This is a genomic window from Micromonospora sp. CP22 (genome assembly GCF_009712475.1).
Lineage (GTDB): Bacteria > Actinomycetota > Actinomycetes > Mycobacteriales > Micromonosporaceae > Micromonospora.
Map to the genome: position 1 here is coordinate 386415 of NZ_VCJO01000004.1, position 18855 is coordinate 405269.

Here is an 18855-nt window from a genome sequence, read left to right on the forward strand (position 1 = left end):
GGTGCCGGTCGGGCTGTCGGTCAGGGGAAGTCGTCCGGGCCGGTGCCGGGCAGCGTCGCCAACAACTGCCCGGCGAGGCCCCGCACGGTGGGATCGGGCTGCCCGGCCAACCGGACGAGTATCGGCCGGGTCCGGGTGTCCTCGCCGTAGTGGCGGGCGAGCGCGAGCAGGGCGGTACGACGGATCTCCCAGTCCTCGTCGTCCACCAACCGCATCAACAGCTCCCGCACCCCGGTCCGGTCCGCCAGGTTGGCCGCGAGCTGCTCGGTGGCCCGGCGACGCACCTCCAGCGCCGGATCGTCGCGTACCAGCCCCACCAGCAGCACCCGGACCTCCGGGTCGTCGCCGAAATGCTCGCCGAGCGCGGCGGCGATGCGGGCCCGGATCGCCGGATCCCGATCGGCCAGCCGACGCATCAACCGCAACGTCACGGCCATCGCGGTCTCACCCCGCTCGATCAGGCAGCACACCGCCGCGTCGAACGCCGCCGGATCGGTGTCCGAGCCGATGCACTCCAACAGCACGTCGGTGACCACGTCCGCGCCGCCGTACGCGCTGAGGGTCTCCACGGCGGCCAGCCGGATGCCCGCGTAGCTGTCCCGGCGGGCCCGCCGCGACAACGTCTCCACCAGCGCGTCGGTGCCACCGTCGCGGGCCAACGCCTGTGCGGCGACGCGCAGCACGTTCGGGTCGGGATCCCGGCGGACCTGCTCGGCGAGACACTCCGCCACGGCCGGGTCGAGCGGATCACCGAGGCGGGCCAGGCTTCGGGTGACGCGGAGCCGGACGATCGGATCGCGTTCCCGGGCGGCCCGGCTGATGAGCAGTTCGCGGGCGGCGTGCCCGAGCGGCGGTCGACCGGTGAGCAGGTCGACGGCGGCGAGCCGGACACCGGCGGTGGGATCCTGGCGGGCACGTTCGAGCAGCAGTTCCCCGGTGCGGTGGTCCGGGTACGCCTCGGCGAGCGCCCGGACCGCGGCGAGCCGCACCGTCGCGTCGTCGTCCGTGCGCGCCGCCTGGGCAGCCACCACCCAGCCGCTGTCGTCCACCCGGTAGCGGTCGGTCAGCGCCGTCACCGCCGCCGCTCGCACCGAGGCGTCCTCGTCCTGCTCGATCCGGTCCACCAGCCGGTCCCGGCACCTGCCGTCCGGGTCGTTGACCAGCACCAGTCGTTGCACCGCGACCGCGCGCACCCGCGCCGAGGCATCCGAACCGGCCAGTTTCAGCAACAGCTCGGTGCCGTCCGTGCCACCCTGGCCGGGGAGCAGTTCGCACACCAGGCAGCGCCGCACCTCGTCCTGGGAGTCACCGGCGATCCGCGACAGGGCCCGCCCACGAGCCGCCTCACTGTGTCCGGGAAGGGTGAGCAGGCACCGCAACGCGGCCTGCACGACACCGGGATCGGTGTCGGTGGCCAGCCGGCGGTGCAGCGTCTCGGTGACGTCGGGCAGGTTCGGGCAGCGGGTGGCGAGCACCGTCACCGCGGCCCGCCGCACGCCGGTGTCGCGGTCCTCCGTGGCGCGCGTCAGCAGCGCTCGGACGTCATCGGTCAACTCGGGCCGCCCGTTGAGGGACTGCATCGCCAGGGCGCGGACCGCCGCGTCGGGGGATTCGGCCAGGTCGCGCAGCACCTCGACCAGGTCGCCGCCGGTGCCGAAGTTGGCGACCAGGGCGCGCACCGCGGCCTGCCGCACCGCTGTCGATCCTTCCGCCCGCGCCTGGGCGAGCAGCAGTTCCTGGCAGTGTCGTCGGCTGCGGCCGGTGGTGTCCAACCGCCTGGCGGCCTCGGCCAGGCCGGCGACCAGCGCGATCCGCGCCTGCCGCTCGTGGCCCTGCCCGAGTTCCCGGACCAGCACCTCCTCCAGCTGCTCGTCGGCGGTGGACAGCGCGGCAGCCGCGCGGGTGGCGAAGGTCGAACCGGAGCGCCAACTGGTGCGCACCCCCCGGCGGCGGTACCAGTGCAGGAAGACGGCCCGGCCGGGCCACTGCGGTCCGAGTGCCCGGATCGAGGAGAGCAGCTCCTGCTCGGTGACCTCGACGAGGTTCGGGTCGTCGGCGGACATGCCGTGCTCGACCAGCAGCACCACCTGGCGCAGCACCGCCTCACCGGCACCGGCCAGCCCCGCCGGCTGCGGCGCGTCCGCCACACACTGTGCGGCCAGCACCAGGTTCCACGGTGGGCTGGGCAGGTTCAGCGGTGGCCAGGGCCGGTTGACCTCGGTGGCCAGCAGGGTGACCAGATCGTTGGCGACCTCGGCGGGTAGGGCGCTGGCGACCAGCCGCAGCACCTCCCGCCAGGACGGATCCGCCCAGTGCTCGCGGAACAGCGCACGCAGTTGGTCGATCCCCCAGCTGTCCGAGTCGGGATCAAACCTGTCCACGATCTCCTCGGCACAGAAGTACTCCAGAAACGTACGATGCACGAACCCGAACAGCCGCAGCCCGTACCGTTCCAGGATGAAGCTGCGCTGGCGTAGTTTGTCGATCATCGAGTACGCCATGGCGTGCGCGCGTTCGTTCTCGAAACCGTAGAACTCCACCAGGTGGTCACGGAAGATGCGCGACAGTTCATCTGCCTCGATGTAATTGCCGGCCGGCCCCGACTCCCGGCACTGCATCCAGAACGCCAGGTGACGCAGCAGTCGCAGCTTCGCCTGCGGATCCAGCGGCGGCACGTCGCCGTGGCTCTCCCGCAGTTGCTTGGTCACGTCCCATTCCGAGATCAGCACGTCCGTGACGTGCGCGTAGAGCCACCGACGGTTTCTGGGCAGCGGGCGGTCCCGGCCGACGATCGCCATGAGCATCAGCAGCAACGGGTTACCGGCGATCTCGTGCATCGCCCGCGACTGCCGCACCACGTCGAGGATCTGCCGCCGCTGCCGGTCCGCCTCGACCGACGGGGTCGGCATCACGTACTCGTACCAGTTGCCGAGGAACCGGGCGATCCGCTCGTCGTCGAGATCCTCCAGCGTGAAGTGGTCGAAACCGGCGTTGGCGAAGGTGTGTCGCAGATAGCCGGCCGCCCGCGAGGTGACCACCGTACGCACCCCGGGGTACTCGTTGGCGAAGGTGGCGATCTGGGCGGCCGTCTCCTCGCGTTGCGCCGAGTCGAAGACCTCGTCCAGGCCGTCGAAGAGGAACAGCGCCTGGCCGCCCTGCCGCAGGTACGCCTCCAGCACCTCCCGATCGAGCCCGGCCAGGCCCTGCTGGTGCCGGTGACCGACGTAGTCCAGCAGACCGTCGCACCGGCCGTCACCACTATGCGCCGCGTAGGACCGCAACTCGATCAGGACCGGCAGGTGACCGTCCAGCGCCGCCAGGCGCGGCTCCTCGCAGACCCCGGCCAACGCGAGGGCGAGGTACCGAGCGGCCGCCGACTTGCCGGAGCCGGGATCGCCGAGCAGCACGATGGCCCGCCGGGCCGGGTCGCAGACCACGTCGAACAGTGCCGACGCCTGCTTGGCGGCGTACTCCTCCCAGAGCCGTTCCACGTCCCTCGGGTCCACCACACCGGGCAGCGCGCCGCCGTCACCGTCCGGCCCTGATCCCGCCCAGCGCCACCAGGCCAGCGGCATCTCCGGGCGGGCGTCCTCGTGCACCCTCGGCTCTACGAACACGTTGGACAGACCGACGGTGAGGTAGCCGATGGTGGGTCGTGGCGCCACCGCGTCCAGCGGCACCGCCTGGTAGCGCAGCCGGAGCTGCTTGTGGTACTGGCTGCGGACCGCTTCCGGCAGGTGCGTGTCGGGGTCGCCGGGCTCACGCGCCGGTGACCGACCGCTGCGCATGTCGGCCAACGCCACGGTGACCTTCGCGGACAGGTCGTCCACGCTGGAGAAAAAGGCGCAGAGGTGGCGCTCCTTCAGCTCGTTGCGCAGGGCCACGACCTGTTGCCAGTCGTCGTCACGGTCGATCATGTCCACCGGCCAGGGCGTGTCCTCGGCGAGCAGGAAGATCAGACACGGCTTGCCGGCCGCGAGCGCGGCACGATACTCCAGCTCCGTGATGGACGATTCCTGGCCGGGCGGCCGGTAGCCGTAGCGCCAGGCGAAAAGACCCACATACAGATCACACCGGCGCACATCGGCCAAACAGCGTTCCAGCGGCGGGCGGACGTCGGCCCCGTACGCCTCCATGGCGACGTCTTCGATCTCCAGGCGACGTGCCACCGCGTGCACGGCCGCACGATATTCCAGCAGGTCCTTTTGGGTGGCTGAAATGTAGACCTTCATCGACGGCAAACTCCAGGGGTGGCTGGCGACCGCATTCCTAAAAATAACAGCCGTTGTCACATCCATACGCCCCGTGATCCCCGCACCCCGCGCGCATATCGGCTTTCCCACACCGGATGGGCCTATGATGACCGCGGGACGGATTCGGTCCGGTCACCGGCCGAAGGCCCATGCCTGCCGGTGTCCCCCGTGGTGCCGATGCGGAGGAACCATGCTCACGGTGGGCGAGGTGCACACCAGCCTGCTGCAGCACAGCACGGCGCTGGCACAGGACCAGAGCGCCGAGGTGCTCAGCCTGGTCGAGGGCGAAGCCGTGTTGACCTCGCGACGCCCGTCGCTGTACGCGGTGTCGCCCGACGTGCGTACCGGTGTCGACTGCTGGTTACCGAGCGCGAAGAACCGCCAACTGCGCGCGGTGGGCGCGGTGGTGACCCGGGCGGTCATCACCGGCGGCCGGATCGTGCAGGCATCCTCCATCATCCAGGTCGTCGCCGGGGAGCGCCGCCGGCCGTGGTCGCACTACCTGGCCAACCCGGGAGTGCTGGAGACGGTCGGCAAACTGGACGTCGACGATCTGACGAACGGTTTCCTGCACGGCAACGCCGCCGACGTGCTGAACCTGGACGCGATCACCGGCCGGGTGCTCGACAGTGTGCAGATGTCCGACCTGCTGGACCGCCGCCCTCCACTGCGGGCGGCCCGTACCCGGCTGCGGTGGACCGCACGGGTGCACGAGCAGCCGGGCGAGAACGCCACCGCCGACGTCGCGGTGGACTCCCCGACGCTGCGCACCGTACGCCTCACGGTCAGCCCGCAGGACGTGCCGGCGGCGGTCGCCGGCCTCTGCGAGGACCTAGCCCTGCACGACTGGCTGCTCACCATGCTGTCGGCGCTGGTCGAGGCCGCGGTGACCCGCGCCGGCTCCACCCAGGAGCACATCGAACGGCTGCGGCCGGTGTTGGAGCACCTGCTGCACCTGTGGCTTCCGGGGGCCCGGGTCGACCCGCGGCTGCGCCCGATCTGGGACCAGTTGGAGCAGGTGCCCGGGTTCAGCCGGCAGTGGCAGTCGTCGGTCAACTGGATCCGTGACCAGATCACCGTCGGCAACATGGCCATCCTGCGTGACCTGGCCGGTCGGGCGGCGGTCAGCCAGCCGTGCGGGCACACCACGATGGGCGAGCCGCTCTCCACCGCCGGCAGCCGCCGGGGCGGCCGTGGGGCACAGACGCCACACGGGTGACCGGCGACCGCCTCACTCCCCGATGAACACGTAGCTCAACCGGTCGACCAGTTCGTCGGGGAGTTCCAGGCCCTCACTGCTGGCCCGTTTGGCGACCTGGCGCGCAACCGCCGGTGGCACCGCCACCTGCCCGAGGATGGTCCGCACGGCCAACTCGACCGGAAGGTAGCGGGTGTCCATCAGCGTCACGGTGCGGTACCCGCAGAACGGCGTGGCGTCCGGGTTCAACTGGACGATCGCCGGCAGGCGGTCCCAGTCGGTCGGCAGCGGCTCGTCGGGCGGCAGCCGGTACGGCTGGGTGATCGTCTGCCCCCGGTGCCGCAGCACGCCCAGCCGGGTCATCTGCCACACCGAGGCGAGCAGCGCACAGGCCCACACCCGGCGACCCGGCTCATCGGACCACAGTTCGATGTCGACGAAGATGGAGTGCTGCGCGTCGCCCGACTGCAACGGCGGCGACCAGGGCACGGGCATTGTCATCGCGGGCGCGTCCGCGTGCCCCGGCGTACGCTTGCCGTTGGACAGCCAGCCCGACTCACTCAGCGGCGGGCGACTCCCCGTGGTGTGCCGGGGCGGCTCGACGACCAGGGTGTCCACCACCAGCCGGGCCAGTTCGACGTCGTCGTAGCGGGCGAAGCTCGACTCGCGGGCCACGTAGTCGAGCACCAGCCCGTGCTCCGCGGCGGCCTGCTGCACCTGCGGGATCACCTCACGCGGGGTGGCGAACCGGTGGAAGTAGTCGTCGACCAGGAAACACGTGCTGATCCTGGGCTGTCGGTGCGGGCGCAGCCCACGGCGTGCCAGCGCCGGGATCGCCTGCGCCCAGTCGGCGATCCGGGCGAACTTGCGCCGAAGGTCGCGGCACCCGTCGCCGAAGTCCTCGGCGTAGACGTGCCCCAACTCCACCGACAGATGCGAGTACGGCACGCTCTCCGTACGACGCACCGCGGCTGCCTCCTGGAACCTGACATCCACGCTCATCACACGGTCTCCCATGCGGTCTCGTCGAAGAGCCGCTCGGTCAGCTCCACGAAGGCATCCACGGTCCTGGCATTTGCGATCTTGGCCTGCACGTCGTTGTCCGAGATCAGCTGCTCGCGCCACTGCAGCAGCGGGTCCAACGGCACCGCACCGAGCAGCGTGGTCCGGCCGGTCCCCCGCCTACGGGCGAGTTCCGCCAGTTCCGCGTCACACCTACGCAGGAACGCCTGCTGCGCCAGATCGAGATGGCCCACCTCAGGGCCGCGTGAATCGATCACCGCGGTCCGTACGAACCGCAGTGACTCCCGTAGCCGGTCCGGCTCGTGGCCGTACTCCTTGCCCATGGCCAGGATCCCGCCGGACTCGAAGGCGAGGTCCGCCGCCGCCATCACGTGCTGCGGCGTCCAGCGGTGGAACACCAGCCACCGCACGGTCACCTTGCGCAGCGTCCGGTTGGCGGTGGCCGCCAACGCGATCTGGCTGGCGTACGACCGGCCGGCGCTCAGATCCACCAGGGTCAGGTCGAACTCCTCCTCCAGTCGGAGGAACAGCTCGGCGCAGCGGCGGCCGATGTCGTCGGTGAAGCCGAACTCGCTGCCGTTGCGCTGGCCGGGCAGCAGCACCAGCGAGCCCGAGCCGGTCGGCCGCTGGCGCAGGCTGACCCGTTCCGAGGTGCCCCACACGTCCAGCTGTTCCGGTGACGGGATCTCACCCCGCAGGTAGCGGTGGAGGCCGCCGCCGTTCGGGCCGGCGCCCTCGATGCCGTTGGTCGCCTGGGGGATCTGGAACGTGATCCCGGCCGTCGGCGAGCCGAAGTCGTAGTCCAGGTAGCAGGTGGAGCGGCCGGAGAGCGCACTGCGGTAGGCGATGTTCGCCGCGGTCACCGAGCGCCCGGTGCCACCCTTGTGCGACGTGACGAAGACCAGCATTCAGATCCCCTCGCTGGCCTTCTGTTGGCCGGTGGTGATGTCGTTGAGCTGGAGCAGCAGGGTGCTCGCCAGCGCCGCGGCCGTGCCCGGCTGGTTGTCCACCAGTGACTGGGCGCGGCGCAGCGTCGCCCGGATGCTGCGCATACTGCGCTGCATCGCCTCACCGGCGAAGGTGCCGCTCATCAACTCACGGTCGAACACGTACTCGGCCTCGTCGATGAGGTCCTGGGCGAACGCGGAGAGGTTCAGGGCGCGGGGGAACGGACGTTCCCAGAGCAGTTGACCGGCGTTGACCAGGGCCTGCACGACCCGCTCACTCAGGTACCAGGAGGGCGCCTCGGGCAGTGGCGCCAGCCCGGGGAACGCGCCTCCGGCGTGATCCCACAGCCCCTGGTGCCGGCCTTCCGGAATGCGCCGCCGCAGGAGGTGTTCCCACACCTCGTCCGCGAGCTCGAGCATCTCGCTGCGCCGCCGGGCATTGTTCAGCAGACCGGCGAGGGTGGTGGCCCGCTGGAGCAACACGGTGGAGAACTCGTTGACGTTCCACGTCATGATCGGCTTCGACGAGGCGTCGTTGAGGGTCACCTGTTTTCCCGGGGCGTGCACGACCAACGCGGCTTCGTTGGGCGTGGCGCGTCGGGTGATCCGGCCGCGCTGGGCCAACTCCACCAGCACGTTGCCGATCCGTCCGAACTCCTCGTCGCCGCCGCGCCCGCTGGCGACCAGACCCTTCACCGCCAGCGAGGTGGCCTGCAAGGTGTAGTAGTCGGTCCGGTCGCCGTCGGTGGTACGCCAGGGAATGTCCTCGATCGGCCACCGGCGTCGGTTGCCGAACGTCGCCACCGTCGCCCAGTAGCGCCGGGTCAGCTCCCAGCGCAGTTGCAGGATCCGGAACAGTCGTTGCTGTTCCTCGTTGAGCAGGCCGAGCAGACGGGTCCGTTCGGAGTTAAGGTCGTCGATGGCGTCCACCGCGATGACGGTGAAGTAGAGGTAGGGGGCGTTCTCCGCCGAGCCCTCGCGTTGCGGGCCGATCGGCTCGGTCGTCGCGACCTCCTCGGCGCCGGCGATGGTCCCCCACGACCAGCCGCACTCGAAAAGCATCTCGCTGTTGTCCAGGTCCTCGGTGACCTGACCGGATCCGACCACGACGTTACGCAGGCTCGCCATGGTGTCCCGCAGCTCGGAGCGCAGTGCGGCCACCACCTCCCGGCGCGGTAACTCGTCCTGGTTGACCATGTCGCACAGCCGGATGCCGAACTCGTCGGTGGCCGCGAAGACCGAGGTACTGAAGCTGCGGAGCAGACCGACCATGGCCGCGGTCAGCCGAAGACTGGCCATCTGTTCCAGCTTGTCCAGCTGGGCGCGCAGGTCGGCCCGCTTGGTGGAGGGGCGGTAGATCTTGACGAAACCGATGGTGGCCAGGGTCAGCGTGACCGACACCGCGAAGGAGTCGACCACGTCCATGTTGCGCTGTTCCTCGGTGAGGTCCGGACCGCCCGCGACCGGGCTGAGATAGGTGCCGCCACCGAAGGTCGGCGAGCCGTTCTCGTCGGTGTAGCGGACGAAGTAATCGGTCATGATCCTGACCAGCCGCCGGGGAATCTCTATCGCCCCGCCGATCGCGCCGAGGGCGTCGATGACCTCCTCGTCGATGCGGTCCGGATCGTCGAGTGCGAGCACCGGGATCTTGGTCGCCGGCAGCAGCAACGTCAGCAGTTGCTCGGCGTCGCTGATGGAATTGGACCCGCTGCGGCCACCCCACTCCCAATCGCCGTTGCGTATGCAGCTACGGACCGTGGCCCGCCAGATATCGAGAATCTCCTGGCGCGGCTGCATCCGCATGATCCACCACCGTCTGCTGTAGTCGTCGAAACGGAGCTGCTGATGTTGCCTGGCTCATGGCGATCCATGATGACCCGCACCCGTCATCGTATCCCTGTCGGAGCGTGACCTGAACGCCCGTGCGTACCGATCTTCCGGAGAAACCGGACGACCCAACCGTCCTGCTGAGAGCGCTGTGGGGATACGGCGGGGACAATGTGGGAGGTCAGCCGCGACTACGTCCGGTCACCAGCAACATGCCCAGGTATCCGTCCCGTAGCGCCGGCGTCGGCCGAACCTCGTGCATGTTCACGTCGTACGCTCCGGCGGCGATGCTCGCCACCACCTCCGCGCGCTGTAGTCGCACGGCCGGGAACCAGGACTGCCCCACGCGGTAGCCGTTCGAGCCGAGCATGAACGCCGCGGCGAACGGCGAACCGGGCTGTAGCGCGCCCAGGAACCGGCCGATGGCGTGCTCCGCCTCGGCCCGGTCGGCCGAGATCGAACAGGCCACGAAGAACATGGTGCCCGCGCCCCAGGCCCTCCTGGGCAGGTCGAAGACGCTCAGTTGCAGCACCCGACCCACCCTGGCCAGGTGACCACGGGGATCGGCCAGCGCGGCGTACGCGGCGTGTTCGGCACACACCTGCCAGTACGCGTCCCAGCACTCGTCATAGCCGCTGATCTGGTGCCGCAACCAGTGCACATTAGCCGTGGAATATTCGCAGAGTTCCACGCTGCGGGCGAATGGCAGAAGGGACAGCGCCGGGTAGAGGTTCGCCCCCGATCCCACATCGACACAGTGCACGTCGGCAATCGCAGCCTCCGCGAAAAAGTCTCTTATCCGACAGAGAATCTCGCGATCATCGTCCCGCAGGACGGAGTAGTTGTGCTGGAGGTAGGCACGCGGGTCGAAGCCGTCCCACTCCACCTCGGAATTGACAGTTCGCGGGGCCTCAACTCGTGACGGCGGGGTCGACGGCCCGCTACAACCTGCACCAGCCGCCGGAATCAATGCCATGGAGGTGCCTCCATTGGAGTTGGCAGATCACTTTGGTCGTTGCCCCGACGCGCTCAGCCCGTTGCCCATTATGCATCGGATGCGATACCGATTCGCAAGTGTCGAGGTCGAGGTAAGCGCGATCCCCGGACCGCGACGGCTGCCATCGAGTTGCCTGATCGGCATTGACCGCCGTCGCCATGCGGCGGCGGTCATCCCCGGCGGCGAGTACCGCGAGCCCGGGTGCGGACGGGCGGTCGGAACCGGTGAGGAGGGTCAGCCGCCGGTGCCCTCGGCCGAGCCGTCCGGCCCGAGCGCGCCCTCCACGTCGCCCACGTCGAGGTGCACGTGCTGGTGGCCGTGTCCGGCGTCGACGTTGATCTGGTCGAGCTGGGTCGCGGCGACCGACCACGTGCTGGCGGCGAGAGTCGCCTGCCGCGCCGCCAGCGTCATCAGTTCGGTACGCCCGGCGGGCGGACCGGCCAGCGCGAGAGCGACCGAGTCGACCGCGACGGCCGCCTGGTCGACGGCACCGCGCAGGCCGCCACGGGCCACGTTGGTGGCGGTCATACCCGACGGCGGGTCGGCGAACTGAGCGGCCAGTTGCCGCATGGTCTGCTGCCAGGCGTCGACCTGCGCCCGGTCGGGCACCCGCCCCGCCTCGGCGTCCTGCCGGAGGCCTCGGACGATCGGCGCGAGCTGCTCGCCCGTCCGGTGGGCCAACTCGGTCAGCTCGACGATCTGCTGGGCGTCCCGCTCGGCGTCGGCTTGACGCAGTTGCGCCACGCTCGCCTCGATCGGGTCGGGCCGACCGAGGGCGTACCCGACCACGCCGCCGAGCAGCGCCGCCACCAGGACCGCCGCCACGGCAGCCACCATCGGTGCCCTCGCCCGGTTCCGTTGGGCTGGCGGGGCGAGCAGATAGGAGGGCTTTCCGGTTCGGCGGGACATGGCACCCCTCGCATCGACGGCTGTTGCCAGGGAGCGTAGCCCTTACCATCAGCGACGTCGATGGTTTCAGAGCTTCGTACCGAACTTTCGTCGGAGGCAGCGAAAGCGGTCGTCACGCGTCGACCGGCGCGCCCTGCCCGGTCAACGCCCGCCCCAGTCCGTTGAGGACACACGGCTGGCCGTAGCGCTCGCCGATGCCGCGGAAGATGGCCAGGACCCCGCTGTTGTGCACGACCGCCGTGTCGGGACGGCCCAGCCGCTCCTGGACCACGCCCAGGTTCGTCAGGGTGTTGGCCTCGCCGACGCGAAAAGGGTCAGGCGAACCGGGACGGGTCACCGGCGCCCACCCGGACGATCTCCGGCCCACCGTCGGAGAAGTCGACCACGGTGGTCGGTTCGGTGCCGCAGTCGCCCGCGTCGACCACCGCGTCGACGGCGTGGTCGAGGCGCTCCTTGATCTCCCAGCCCTGGGTCATCGGCTCCTCGTCGTCGGGCAGCAGCAGGGTGCTCGACAGCAGCGGCTCGCCGAGCGCGTCGAGCAACGCGCGGGTGACCGGATGGGCGGGTATGCGTACCCCGACGGTCTTCTTGCGGGGGTGCCACAGCCGTCGGGGCACCTCCTTGGTGGCGGGCAGGATGAAGGTGTAGCGGCCCGGGGTGGCCGCCTTCACCGCCCGGAACACCGCGTTGTCCAGGTGCACGAACTGCCCGAGCTGGGCGAAGTCGCGGCACATCAGCGTGAAGTGGTGGCCGCTGTCGAGGTCGCGGATCGCCCGGATCCGGTCCATCCCGTCCTTGTCGCCCAACTGGCTGCCCAGGGCGAAGCAGGAATCCGTGGGGTACGCGATCAACCCGCCCGCACGGACGATGTCGACCACCTGGCCGATGATGCGCGGCTGCGGGTTGTCCGGGTGCACGTCGAAGTACCTCGCCATGGGCGAAGCTTAGAGTGCTGTCGCGTTGCCGACAGTGGCACACCCCGCGAGATGTCGACGCTCATCGTTGTCTCTATGGTCGTACGCGCATCCGGCGGCGGCTACGGGGACATGCTCCGACCCCCGACGACGCCGACCCCGGTACGGGCCACCGTGCTCGCCTTCGCCCTACTGTCACTGCTGTTCGCCCTCGCGACGGTGCACCGGCTGCTGAGCTCGACCGGTTCGCTGGGCGCCGTCGCCTTCTTCGCCGTGATGACCGCCGCGTGCACGCTGGTCGCGATCAGTCTGGCCGCCCGCCGCCGCTGGGCGCCCTATCCGGCGTACGCCCTGGCGGGTCTGCTGGCCGCCGCCTCGCTGGGCCTCTTCGGCGCGATCACGATCGTCGGTCTGGGCCTGCTGGCCGGGGTGGTCCTGGCCCTCAACAGCCGGGTCTCCCGGGACTGGTTCCGTGGGCACGGCCGGTTGCGCTGACCCGGATCAGCCTCGACATCCGGGTAGCGGGCCCGACCCGATGCGGGCCCGCGTGCCTCGTCAATCGCCGGTCGAGCCAGCCGTCTCGTCTGCCCCGTCGGCCCCGGCCGCCGCGGCCGTGACCGGCTCGGCCTTGACCGGCTCGGCCTTCGGGTTCACCCAGGAGAACTCGATCTCGATCGAGAACTCGTCGGCGCCCTCCTGCTCGATCTCCAGTTCGCAGCGCACCTCATCGGCGACGGTGATCGCCCCGGCGGCGCCGTAGAAGACCTGCCCGCTCTCCAGCTGGCTCGCCACCTGACGCAGCCACGCGGCCAGGTCCGTCCGGGACACCGTCCGCTCGTCCTCGTAGATATCCATGCGGCCATGCTGGCATCCCCCGCCCGGCCCGGTCCGCACGGGGCCTGCTCGACGCCGCCGGTCGATGTCGGCAGAATCTGGCGTGCGTACGCCCACGAGGGCGAGCGGAATCTGCCGCCGCGCACCCGCCCGCACGGCGAGGTGGTGGTGTGGGTGCGGCGAGGCGAGGAGGGTCAGCATCTGGTGGACACCGTCACCTCCGCCCTGACCACCGGCCGTGCGGACGGGCTCCGGATGGCCTGCGCGGCGGCCATCGTCGGGCAGCTGGACCGGGCGCACCGGTGCGCCCCGTGACCGCCGCCTCGTGATGCTGTACCTGACCGCCCTCAACCCGACCGACTCCGTGCGGGACGGCCTGCTGCCCGCCGCCGCTGCCCTCGGCCTGCCGGTGACCGTGCTGACCGACCGCCCCGACGACTGGCCCGAGACGGCGCCGGTGCGGGGCTGCGCGGTGCGGGATCCACACGCTGTCGCCGAGGCGGTGCGGGACGGGCCCGCACCGGCGGGTCTGTTGTCCAACAGCGACCACCTCCAGGCCGCGACCGCGCTCGCCGCCCGCCACCTCGGTCTGCCCGGTAAGGACCCCGAGGCGGCACGGCGCTGCAAGGACAAGGCCGCCACCCGCCGGGCCGTCGCCGACGCCGGTCTCGACGCGGTACGCGCTCGGCTGCTCGCCCCGGACCGGCCAGCGGCGTTCGACGTCTTCCCCGCCGTGGTCAAGCCCCGGGACGGGGTCGCCAGCGAGGACGCCTACCTGGTGGCCGACGAGGCGGACCTGGCCCGGCGGGTGACCGAGATCCGCGGTCGCCGACCGGACGCGTCACTGGTGGTGGAGGAGTACCTGCCCGGGGACGTCCGCACCCACGACACCCTCGGCGACGCCGAGACGATGACCGTGCTCGGCGGCTGGCGTACCACCCTCGGGCCGCCGCCCACCTTCACCGAGCTGTGTCTGGAGTGGGCACCGACACCACCGGCGACGGCCGACGCGCTCCGGGCCCAACTGGACGCGCTGGGCGTACGCTTCGGCGCCTGTCACACCGAGTTCGTCGTACACCGGGACCGGCCCCGCCTCATCGAGGTCAACGACCGGCTGATCGGTGACCGGATGGACCTCATCCTCGCCGAGCTGCTCGGGGTGCCGCTGTTCGAGTACGTCATCCGGCTGCACCTCGGTGAGCCGGTGGCCGACCTCCACCTGCCCGACCCGGCGACGATCGGACAGACCGCCCGGGTCGAGTACGTTTGCGCCGACCGGGGCGGCACGCTCGTCGCCGCTCCCGGGCCCGTCGACACCGTACGCGACGGGGTGCGGCTCGGCTGCCGTCCGTTGCGGACGGTCGGGACCACCGCCGAGCGGACCGGCACCAACCGCGACTACCTGGCCGTCCTGCACGCCATCGGACCGGACCCGGTCGCCGTCGGCCGCGCGCTGGTCGAGTTCCGCGCGGAACTCGACTGGGTGATCGCCGCGTGAGCGACCCGGTCGAGCAGGAGCTGTTCCGCCGGGTGGTGGACGCGTTGCTGCGCGAGGACCACCTGGGCCTCAGCAGCGGCGGCGGCCCCGACGGTCCCGGCTGGTGGCAGGCCCCGCACCGGGGCGGCCGGTTACGCCTCCCGGTGCGTCCGGACGGCTTCCAGCACGCCGTACGGCTCGCCCGCGCCGAGCTGTACGTGCATCCGCCCGCACCGGCGGCGGCCCGCCGGGTCGGCACGCTGGCGCAGCTGTTGGAGCTGCTCGCGCCGCACGGCGACGCCGACGCCGAGCAGGGCTGGCGCGCCTTCACCGACGAGTGCCGGCAGGATCTGCTCGCCCGGCGGCTGGCCACGACCACCCGGTCCGGCGTCTACGCGCGGGTCGCCGCCGCCCGGGTCGGCACGCCGACCGGCTTCGCCGGCGCGCTGCTCGACGACGTGCTGGCCGCCCACGTCGGCCACGCCGTCTACCCCACCGACCGGTGCCGGCACGGCCTGGACGACGCCGACCTGCTCCGGTACGCGCCGGAACACGCCACCAGGTTCGCCCTGCGCTGGCTGCCCGTACCGGCTCGGACGCTGCGGCTGACCGGGCGGCTGCCCGCCTGGTGGCCGCCGCCACGCCGGGCCGGGGAGGTGCTGCTGCCGGTGCATCCGCTCACCGCCGACCGGCTGGACCTGCCGGTGCTGGACCGACCGGGCAGCCTCGTGCGGCCCACCCTGTCGATGCGGACCGTCGCCCTGGACAGCGATCCGACGACCCACCTGAAGCTGCCGCTGGCCACCGCGAGCCTGGGGGCCCGCAACCGCCGCACCCTCGCGCCCGACTCGCTGTGCGACGGCGCGGCCGTGGCCGGGCTGCTCGGCGGTATCGCCGCGGAACAGCCCCGCTTCGCCGACCGGATCATCCACGCCGACGAGAGCACCTTCGGTCACTGCGACGACGAGCTGCGCTCCTTCCTGCTGCGCCGACTGCCCACCGGGCTGGACCGGGCCACCGTGGTGCCGGTGGCCGCGCTCGCCGCGCCGGATCCCACCACCGGCACGGTCGCCCAACGGATCGGCGGCACGAACCCGACCCCGCTGCTCGAGTCCTACCTGGACCTCCTGCTCGACTGGCACGTGTGCCTGTGGTTACGGTACGGAGTGGCGTTGGAAGCACACCCGCAGAACATCCACCTGGTACTGCCGGTCGACGGCCCGGTCCGGCTGCTGTACAAGGACAACGACGGTGCCCGGCTCGACCGTCGGCACGCGGACACGCTCCGGCTGCGCGACCAGCGGATGTGGATCCGCCACCCCGGGGAGCTGGCCGACATGTTCGTCACGATCACCCTTCACCTGGCGGCGGCGGCACCCCTGCTCGCCCTGGCGGAGCAGGGTGTCGCCGTGCCCTCACCCGCCGAGGCGCTCGCCTCCCGGCTACGCGACGCCCGCGACCGGTGGGGCGACACACCGGCCGCACGGGATCTCGTCGACCGCGTGCTGACCGCCGACCGGCTGCCGGTCAAGGCGATGCTCACCGCCGGCACGCTGCTGCCCAAGCACCGGCTCGGCTGCACCGACGTGAACAAGTACTACCGCCGCACCGGACCCAACTACCTGCGGAGCGCCGCGTGAGCCCGCGTACGGCCGAACCGGCCACCCGGCCCGCGGAACGGGTCGCCGACCTGGCCGCCGCGCACGCCCTGCTCTCCTGCTACCTGCGGGAGGTGGCCGCGCCCGACGGCGTCGCCGAGATCGCCGGCACGGTCCTGCGGATCCGGTTGCCGCACCTCGGGTTGACGCTGGCCTGCCGACTCGCCCGGGTCTCCCCGGTGCTGGCGCACCGCTACGCCGGACCGGTCCGCTGCCGACCGACAGAGGACAGCTCGCTTCGTCCGGGTCCCCCGCCCCCGTCGGGCAGCGACACACCTGTCGACGGTGCGCAGCTGGCCCGGCTGCTCGCCGCCGAGTTGACCGCCCGCACCGGGCAGGCCAACGACGAGTTCGTCGAGCAGGTGCTCGGCAGCCGGGACGCGCTGGCCACCCTGCTGCGGCGACGCCCGACCGACGACCCCACCCCGACCGGCGACCCGGTGGTGGACGGCTACGTCGACTCCGAACAGTCCCTGGTGCACGGGCACCCACACCACCCCAGTCCGAAGTGGCGCAGTGGCGATCCGGCGAGTTGGCATCGCTACGCCCCGGAGCTGCGCAGCTCCTTCCGGCTCTGCTGGCTCGCCGTGCCCGACGAGCTGGTGGCCGACGACGGCCCCTTCGACGCGTTGATCGCGCGGCTCGATCCGCCGGACGCGCCATCCGGGCACCAGCTGCTGCCGGTGCACCCGTGGCAGTTGTCGCTGATGCCGCCGACCGACCCGAGGCTGCGCCGGCTGGGTCCGGCCGGGGTGCCGATCCGGCCCACCGCCAGCGTCCGGACGCTCTACGCCCCGTCGGTGGACCTGTTCCTCAAGACCAGCCTGCACGTACGCATCACCAACTGCCTGCGCAAGAACGCCCGTTACGAGCTGACCGGCGCGGTGGCGCTGACCCGCTTCCTGTCCACCGTGCCGCTTCCCGCCCGGGTCGGGCTGCTCCGCGAGCCCGGCTACCGCACCGTCGATCTGCCGGGCGCGGACGAGGCGTACGGCACGATCCTGCGCACCGGCATCCGCGAACACCTGCGGCCGGGTGAACGGGTGGTGATGGCCGCCGCGCTTGCCGCCGCGCCGTTGACCGTGCCGGACCCGCTCGACTGGTGGCACGCCTACCTCGACCTGCTCGTCCCCACCGTCCTGCGGCTGTGGCTCGGTCACGGCGTGGTACACGAGGCGCACCCGCAGAACGTGCTGGTCGTCCTGGACCCCGACGGCCGTCCGGTGCGTCTGGTACTGCGTGACCTGGAGGGCCTGAAGCTGGATCCCGCCCGGTTGGCGGCCTGGCCCGACCGGGTTCCCCGGCAGGCCGCCTACACTCCCGCGCAGGCGGCCCAACGCGTCGTCTACTGCCTGTTCGTCAACCATCTCGCCGGTCTCGCCGGTGCGCTCGCCGACGGTCATCCCGGCATCGAGTCCCGGCTGTGGCGGGCGGTACGGCGAGCCGTCGAGGCGACGTACGCGGACCTGGGCGAGCCGGCCGAGCTGACCCCGCTGCTCGACGGCACCCCGCTCGCCGCCAAGGCGAACCTGCTGGTCCGCTGGCACCGGGCGGCCGACCAGCAGGCACCCTACGTCGCGGTGCCCAACCCGCTGGGGGGTACCCGGTGACCGGACCGACCTACGTCTACGACCTCGCCGCCCTGGCCACCCACGCCGCCGCCGTCCGGGCGGCCCTGCCGGAACGGGTCGAGCTGCTCTACGCGGTCAAGGCCAATCCCGACCCGGAGCTGCTGCGTACCCTCGCGCCCACCGTCGACGGGTTCGAGGCCGCCAGCCGAGGCGAACTGCGGCACCTGGCGTCCGTGCTGCCCGATCGTCGGGTGGCCGCCTTCGCCGGGCCGGGCAAGACCGACGCGGATCTGGCGGCGGCGTTGGCCGCCGACGTGGCCCGGATCCACGTCGAGTCCGCCGCCGAACTGCACCGGCTGGCCGCCCTGGCGCGGGCCGCCGGGCGTACCGTCGACGTGCTGTTACGGGTGAACCTGCCGGTCGCGACGCCGGGAGCGGTGCTGGTGATGGGCGGGCAGCCGAGCCCGTTCGGGATGGACCCGCAGGAGGCGGTCCGGCTCGCCGCCGATCCGCCGGAAGGCGTCCGGGTCCGGGGCGTGCACGCCCACCTGGCCAGCGGGCTCGACGCGGTGACCGCCGCCTCGGTGGCGCGCGAGGTGACCGACTGGGCGGTACGGCAGGTCGGGGCCGAGGAGGTCAACGTCGGCGGTGGCATGGCCGTCGACTACCGCCGTCCGGAGCACCGCTTCGACTGGGCGGGCTATGGTCGGCTGCTCCGCGAGGTGACCGACGCCCACCCGACGGTCCGGCTCCGGATCGAGCCCGGCCGCGCGGTGGCGGTGTACTGCGGGTCGTACCTCACCGAGGTGATCGACGTGAAGCGGTCCCAGGGGCGGTGGTTCGTCGTCGTCGCCGGTGGCACCCACCAGCTGCGCACCCCGGCGGCGAAGGGGCACTCGCAGCCGTACGTGGTGGTGCCTCAAGGTGGTGCCGGGCCGCGTACCGACGGCGGCCCGGTCACCGTCGTCGGTCAGCTCTGCACACCGAAGGACGTCCTCGCGTACACCAGCGACGGCCCGACCATCGCGGTCGGCGACGTGCTGGTGTTCGCGATGGCCGGCGCCTACGCGTGGAACATCAGCCACCGCGACTTCCTCATGCACGATCCACCCGAGTTCCGGGTCGGAGATCCACTCGCCGTCGCCCACGACTGGGGTCGCTAGCGCGCAGGGGTACTGATGCCGCTTGACCGGCGTCGCCGTGAAGAACGCCTCATCCGCTTTCCGCTGCCCTGATCTTGCTGCTAG

The 18855-nt window shown here is 71.5% G+C and carries 16 protein-coding genes; 7 read left to right on the top strand and 9 right to left on the bottom strand.

Going from position 1 to position 18855, the window contains the following annotated elements; translation table 11 throughout:
• Positions 1-20 precede the first annotated feature (20 nt).
• Entirely contained in the window at positions 21-4298 is a 4278-nt protein-coding gene (locus tag FF096_RS10250; RefSeq protein ID WP_155216653.1) for a HEAT repeat domain-containing protein, read from the bottom strand.
• A gap of 145 nt (positions 4299-4443) precedes the next feature.
• Between FF096_RS10250 and FF096_RS10255 the strand changes: the two genes are divergently transcribed.
• Complete coding sequence (locus FF096_RS10255) at positions 4444-5472, top strand: SCO2521 family protein (RefSeq protein ID WP_155216655.1); 1029 nt, start codon at positions 4444-4446, stop codon at positions 5470-5472.
• A gap of 12 nt (positions 5473-5484) precedes the next feature.
• Here FF096_RS10255 and FF096_RS10260 read toward each other — a convergent pair whose 3' ends face one another.
• The 7 genes from FF096_RS10260 to FF096_RS10290 all read right to left on the bottom strand — a co-directional run bounded on the left by FF096_RS10260 (position 5485) and on the right by FF096_RS10290 (position 12089).
• Entirely contained in the window at positions 5485-6453 is a 969-nt protein-coding gene (locus FF096_RS10260) for an SCO2522 family protein (protein WP_196222504.1), read from the bottom strand.
• Entirely contained in the window at positions 6453-7382 is a 930-nt protein-coding gene (locus FF096_RS10265; protein WP_155216659.1) for an SCO2523 family variant P-loop protein, read from the bottom strand. Before FF096_RS10265 ends, FF096_RS10260 begins: the two co-directional genes overlap by 1 nt.
• The gene (locus FF096_RS10270) at positions 7383-9224 is read right to left on the bottom strand and encodes an SCO2524 family protein (protein WP_155216661.1); all 1842 of its coding nucleotides are present in this window, start codon (positions 9222-9224) and stop codon (positions 7383-7385) included.
• Between the two features lie 205 nt (positions 9225-9429).
• Positions 9430-10224: an SCO2525 family SAM-dependent methyltransferase gene (locus FF096_RS10275; protein WP_155216663.1), complete on the bottom strand. Its 795-nt coding sequence runs from the start codon at positions 10222-10224 to the stop codon at positions 9430-9432.
• A gap of 255 nt (positions 10225-10479) precedes the next feature.
• Entirely contained in the window at positions 10480-11070 is a 591-nt protein-coding gene (locus FF096_RS10280; RefSeq protein WP_309223030.1) for a hypothetical protein, read from the bottom strand.
• Between the two features lie 196 nt (positions 11071-11266).
• Positions 11267-11491, bottom strand: a complete 225-nt coding sequence (locus FF096_RS10285; RefSeq protein ID WP_155216667.1) for a tetratricopeptide repeat protein — start codon at positions 11489-11491, stop codon at positions 11267-11269.
• Complete coding sequence (locus tag FF096_RS10290) at positions 11469-12089, bottom strand: L-threonylcarbamoyladenylate synthase (RefSeq protein WP_155216669.1); 621 nt, start codon at positions 12087-12089, stop codon at positions 11469-11471. Before FF096_RS10290 ends, FF096_RS10285 begins: the two co-directional genes overlap by 23 nt.
• A 75-nt stretch (positions 12090-12164) precedes the next feature.
• Between FF096_RS10290 and FF096_RS10295 the strand changes: the two genes are divergently transcribed.
• The gene (locus tag FF096_RS10295; RefSeq protein ID WP_155216671.1) at positions 12165-12563 is read left to right on the top strand and encodes a hypothetical protein; all 399 of its coding nucleotides are present in this window, start codon (positions 12165-12167) and stop codon (positions 12561-12563) included.
• A 60-nt stretch (positions 12564-12623) separates the two neighbouring features.
• On the opposite strand, the gene FF096_RS10300 is transcribed toward FF096_RS10295, so the two are convergent.
• Entirely contained in the window at positions 12624-12923 is a 300-nt protein-coding gene (locus tag FF096_RS10300; protein ID WP_155216673.1) for an amphi-Trp domain-containing protein, read from the bottom strand.
• Positions 12924-12929: 6 nt separating this feature from the next.
• Here FF096_RS10300 and FF096_RS10305 point away from each other — a divergent pair, with 6 nt between their 5' ends.
• Genes FF096_RS10305 through FF096_RS10325 form a run of 5 tightly spaced genes read left to right on the top strand, consistent with a single transcriptional unit; the run spans position 12930 to position 18771 of the window.
• The gene (locus FF096_RS10305; RefSeq protein WP_155216675.1) at positions 12930-13217 is read left to right on the top strand and encodes a hypothetical protein; all 288 of its coding nucleotides are present in this window, start codon (positions 12930-12932) and stop codon (positions 13215-13217) included.
• A gap of 13 nt (positions 13218-13230) precedes the next feature.
• Positions 13231-14400: an acetyl-CoA carboxylase biotin carboxylase subunit family protein gene (locus FF096_RS10310; protein ID WP_155216995.1), complete on the top strand. Its 1170-nt coding sequence runs from the start codon at positions 13231-13233 to the stop codon at positions 14398-14400.
• A complete protein-coding gene (locus FF096_RS10315; protein ID WP_309223031.1) occupies positions 14397-16019 on the top strand; it encodes an IucA/IucC family protein in 1623 nt (540 codons plus the stop codon). The genes FF096_RS10310 and FF096_RS10315 overlap by 4 nt, the downstream gene beginning before the upstream one ends.
• A complete protein-coding gene (locus FF096_RS10320) occupies positions 16016-17647 on the top strand; it encodes an IucA/IucC family protein (RefSeq protein WP_309223032.1) in 1632 nt (543 codons plus the stop codon). Before FF096_RS10315 ends, FF096_RS10320 begins: the two co-directional genes overlap by 4 nt.
• Positions 17644-18771, top strand: a complete 1128-nt coding sequence (locus FF096_RS10325) for an alanine racemase (protein ID WP_309223033.1) — start codon at positions 17644-17646, stop codon at positions 18769-18771. Before FF096_RS10320 ends, FF096_RS10325 begins: the two co-directional genes overlap by 4 nt.
• Positions 18772-18855 lie beyond the last annotated feature (84 nt).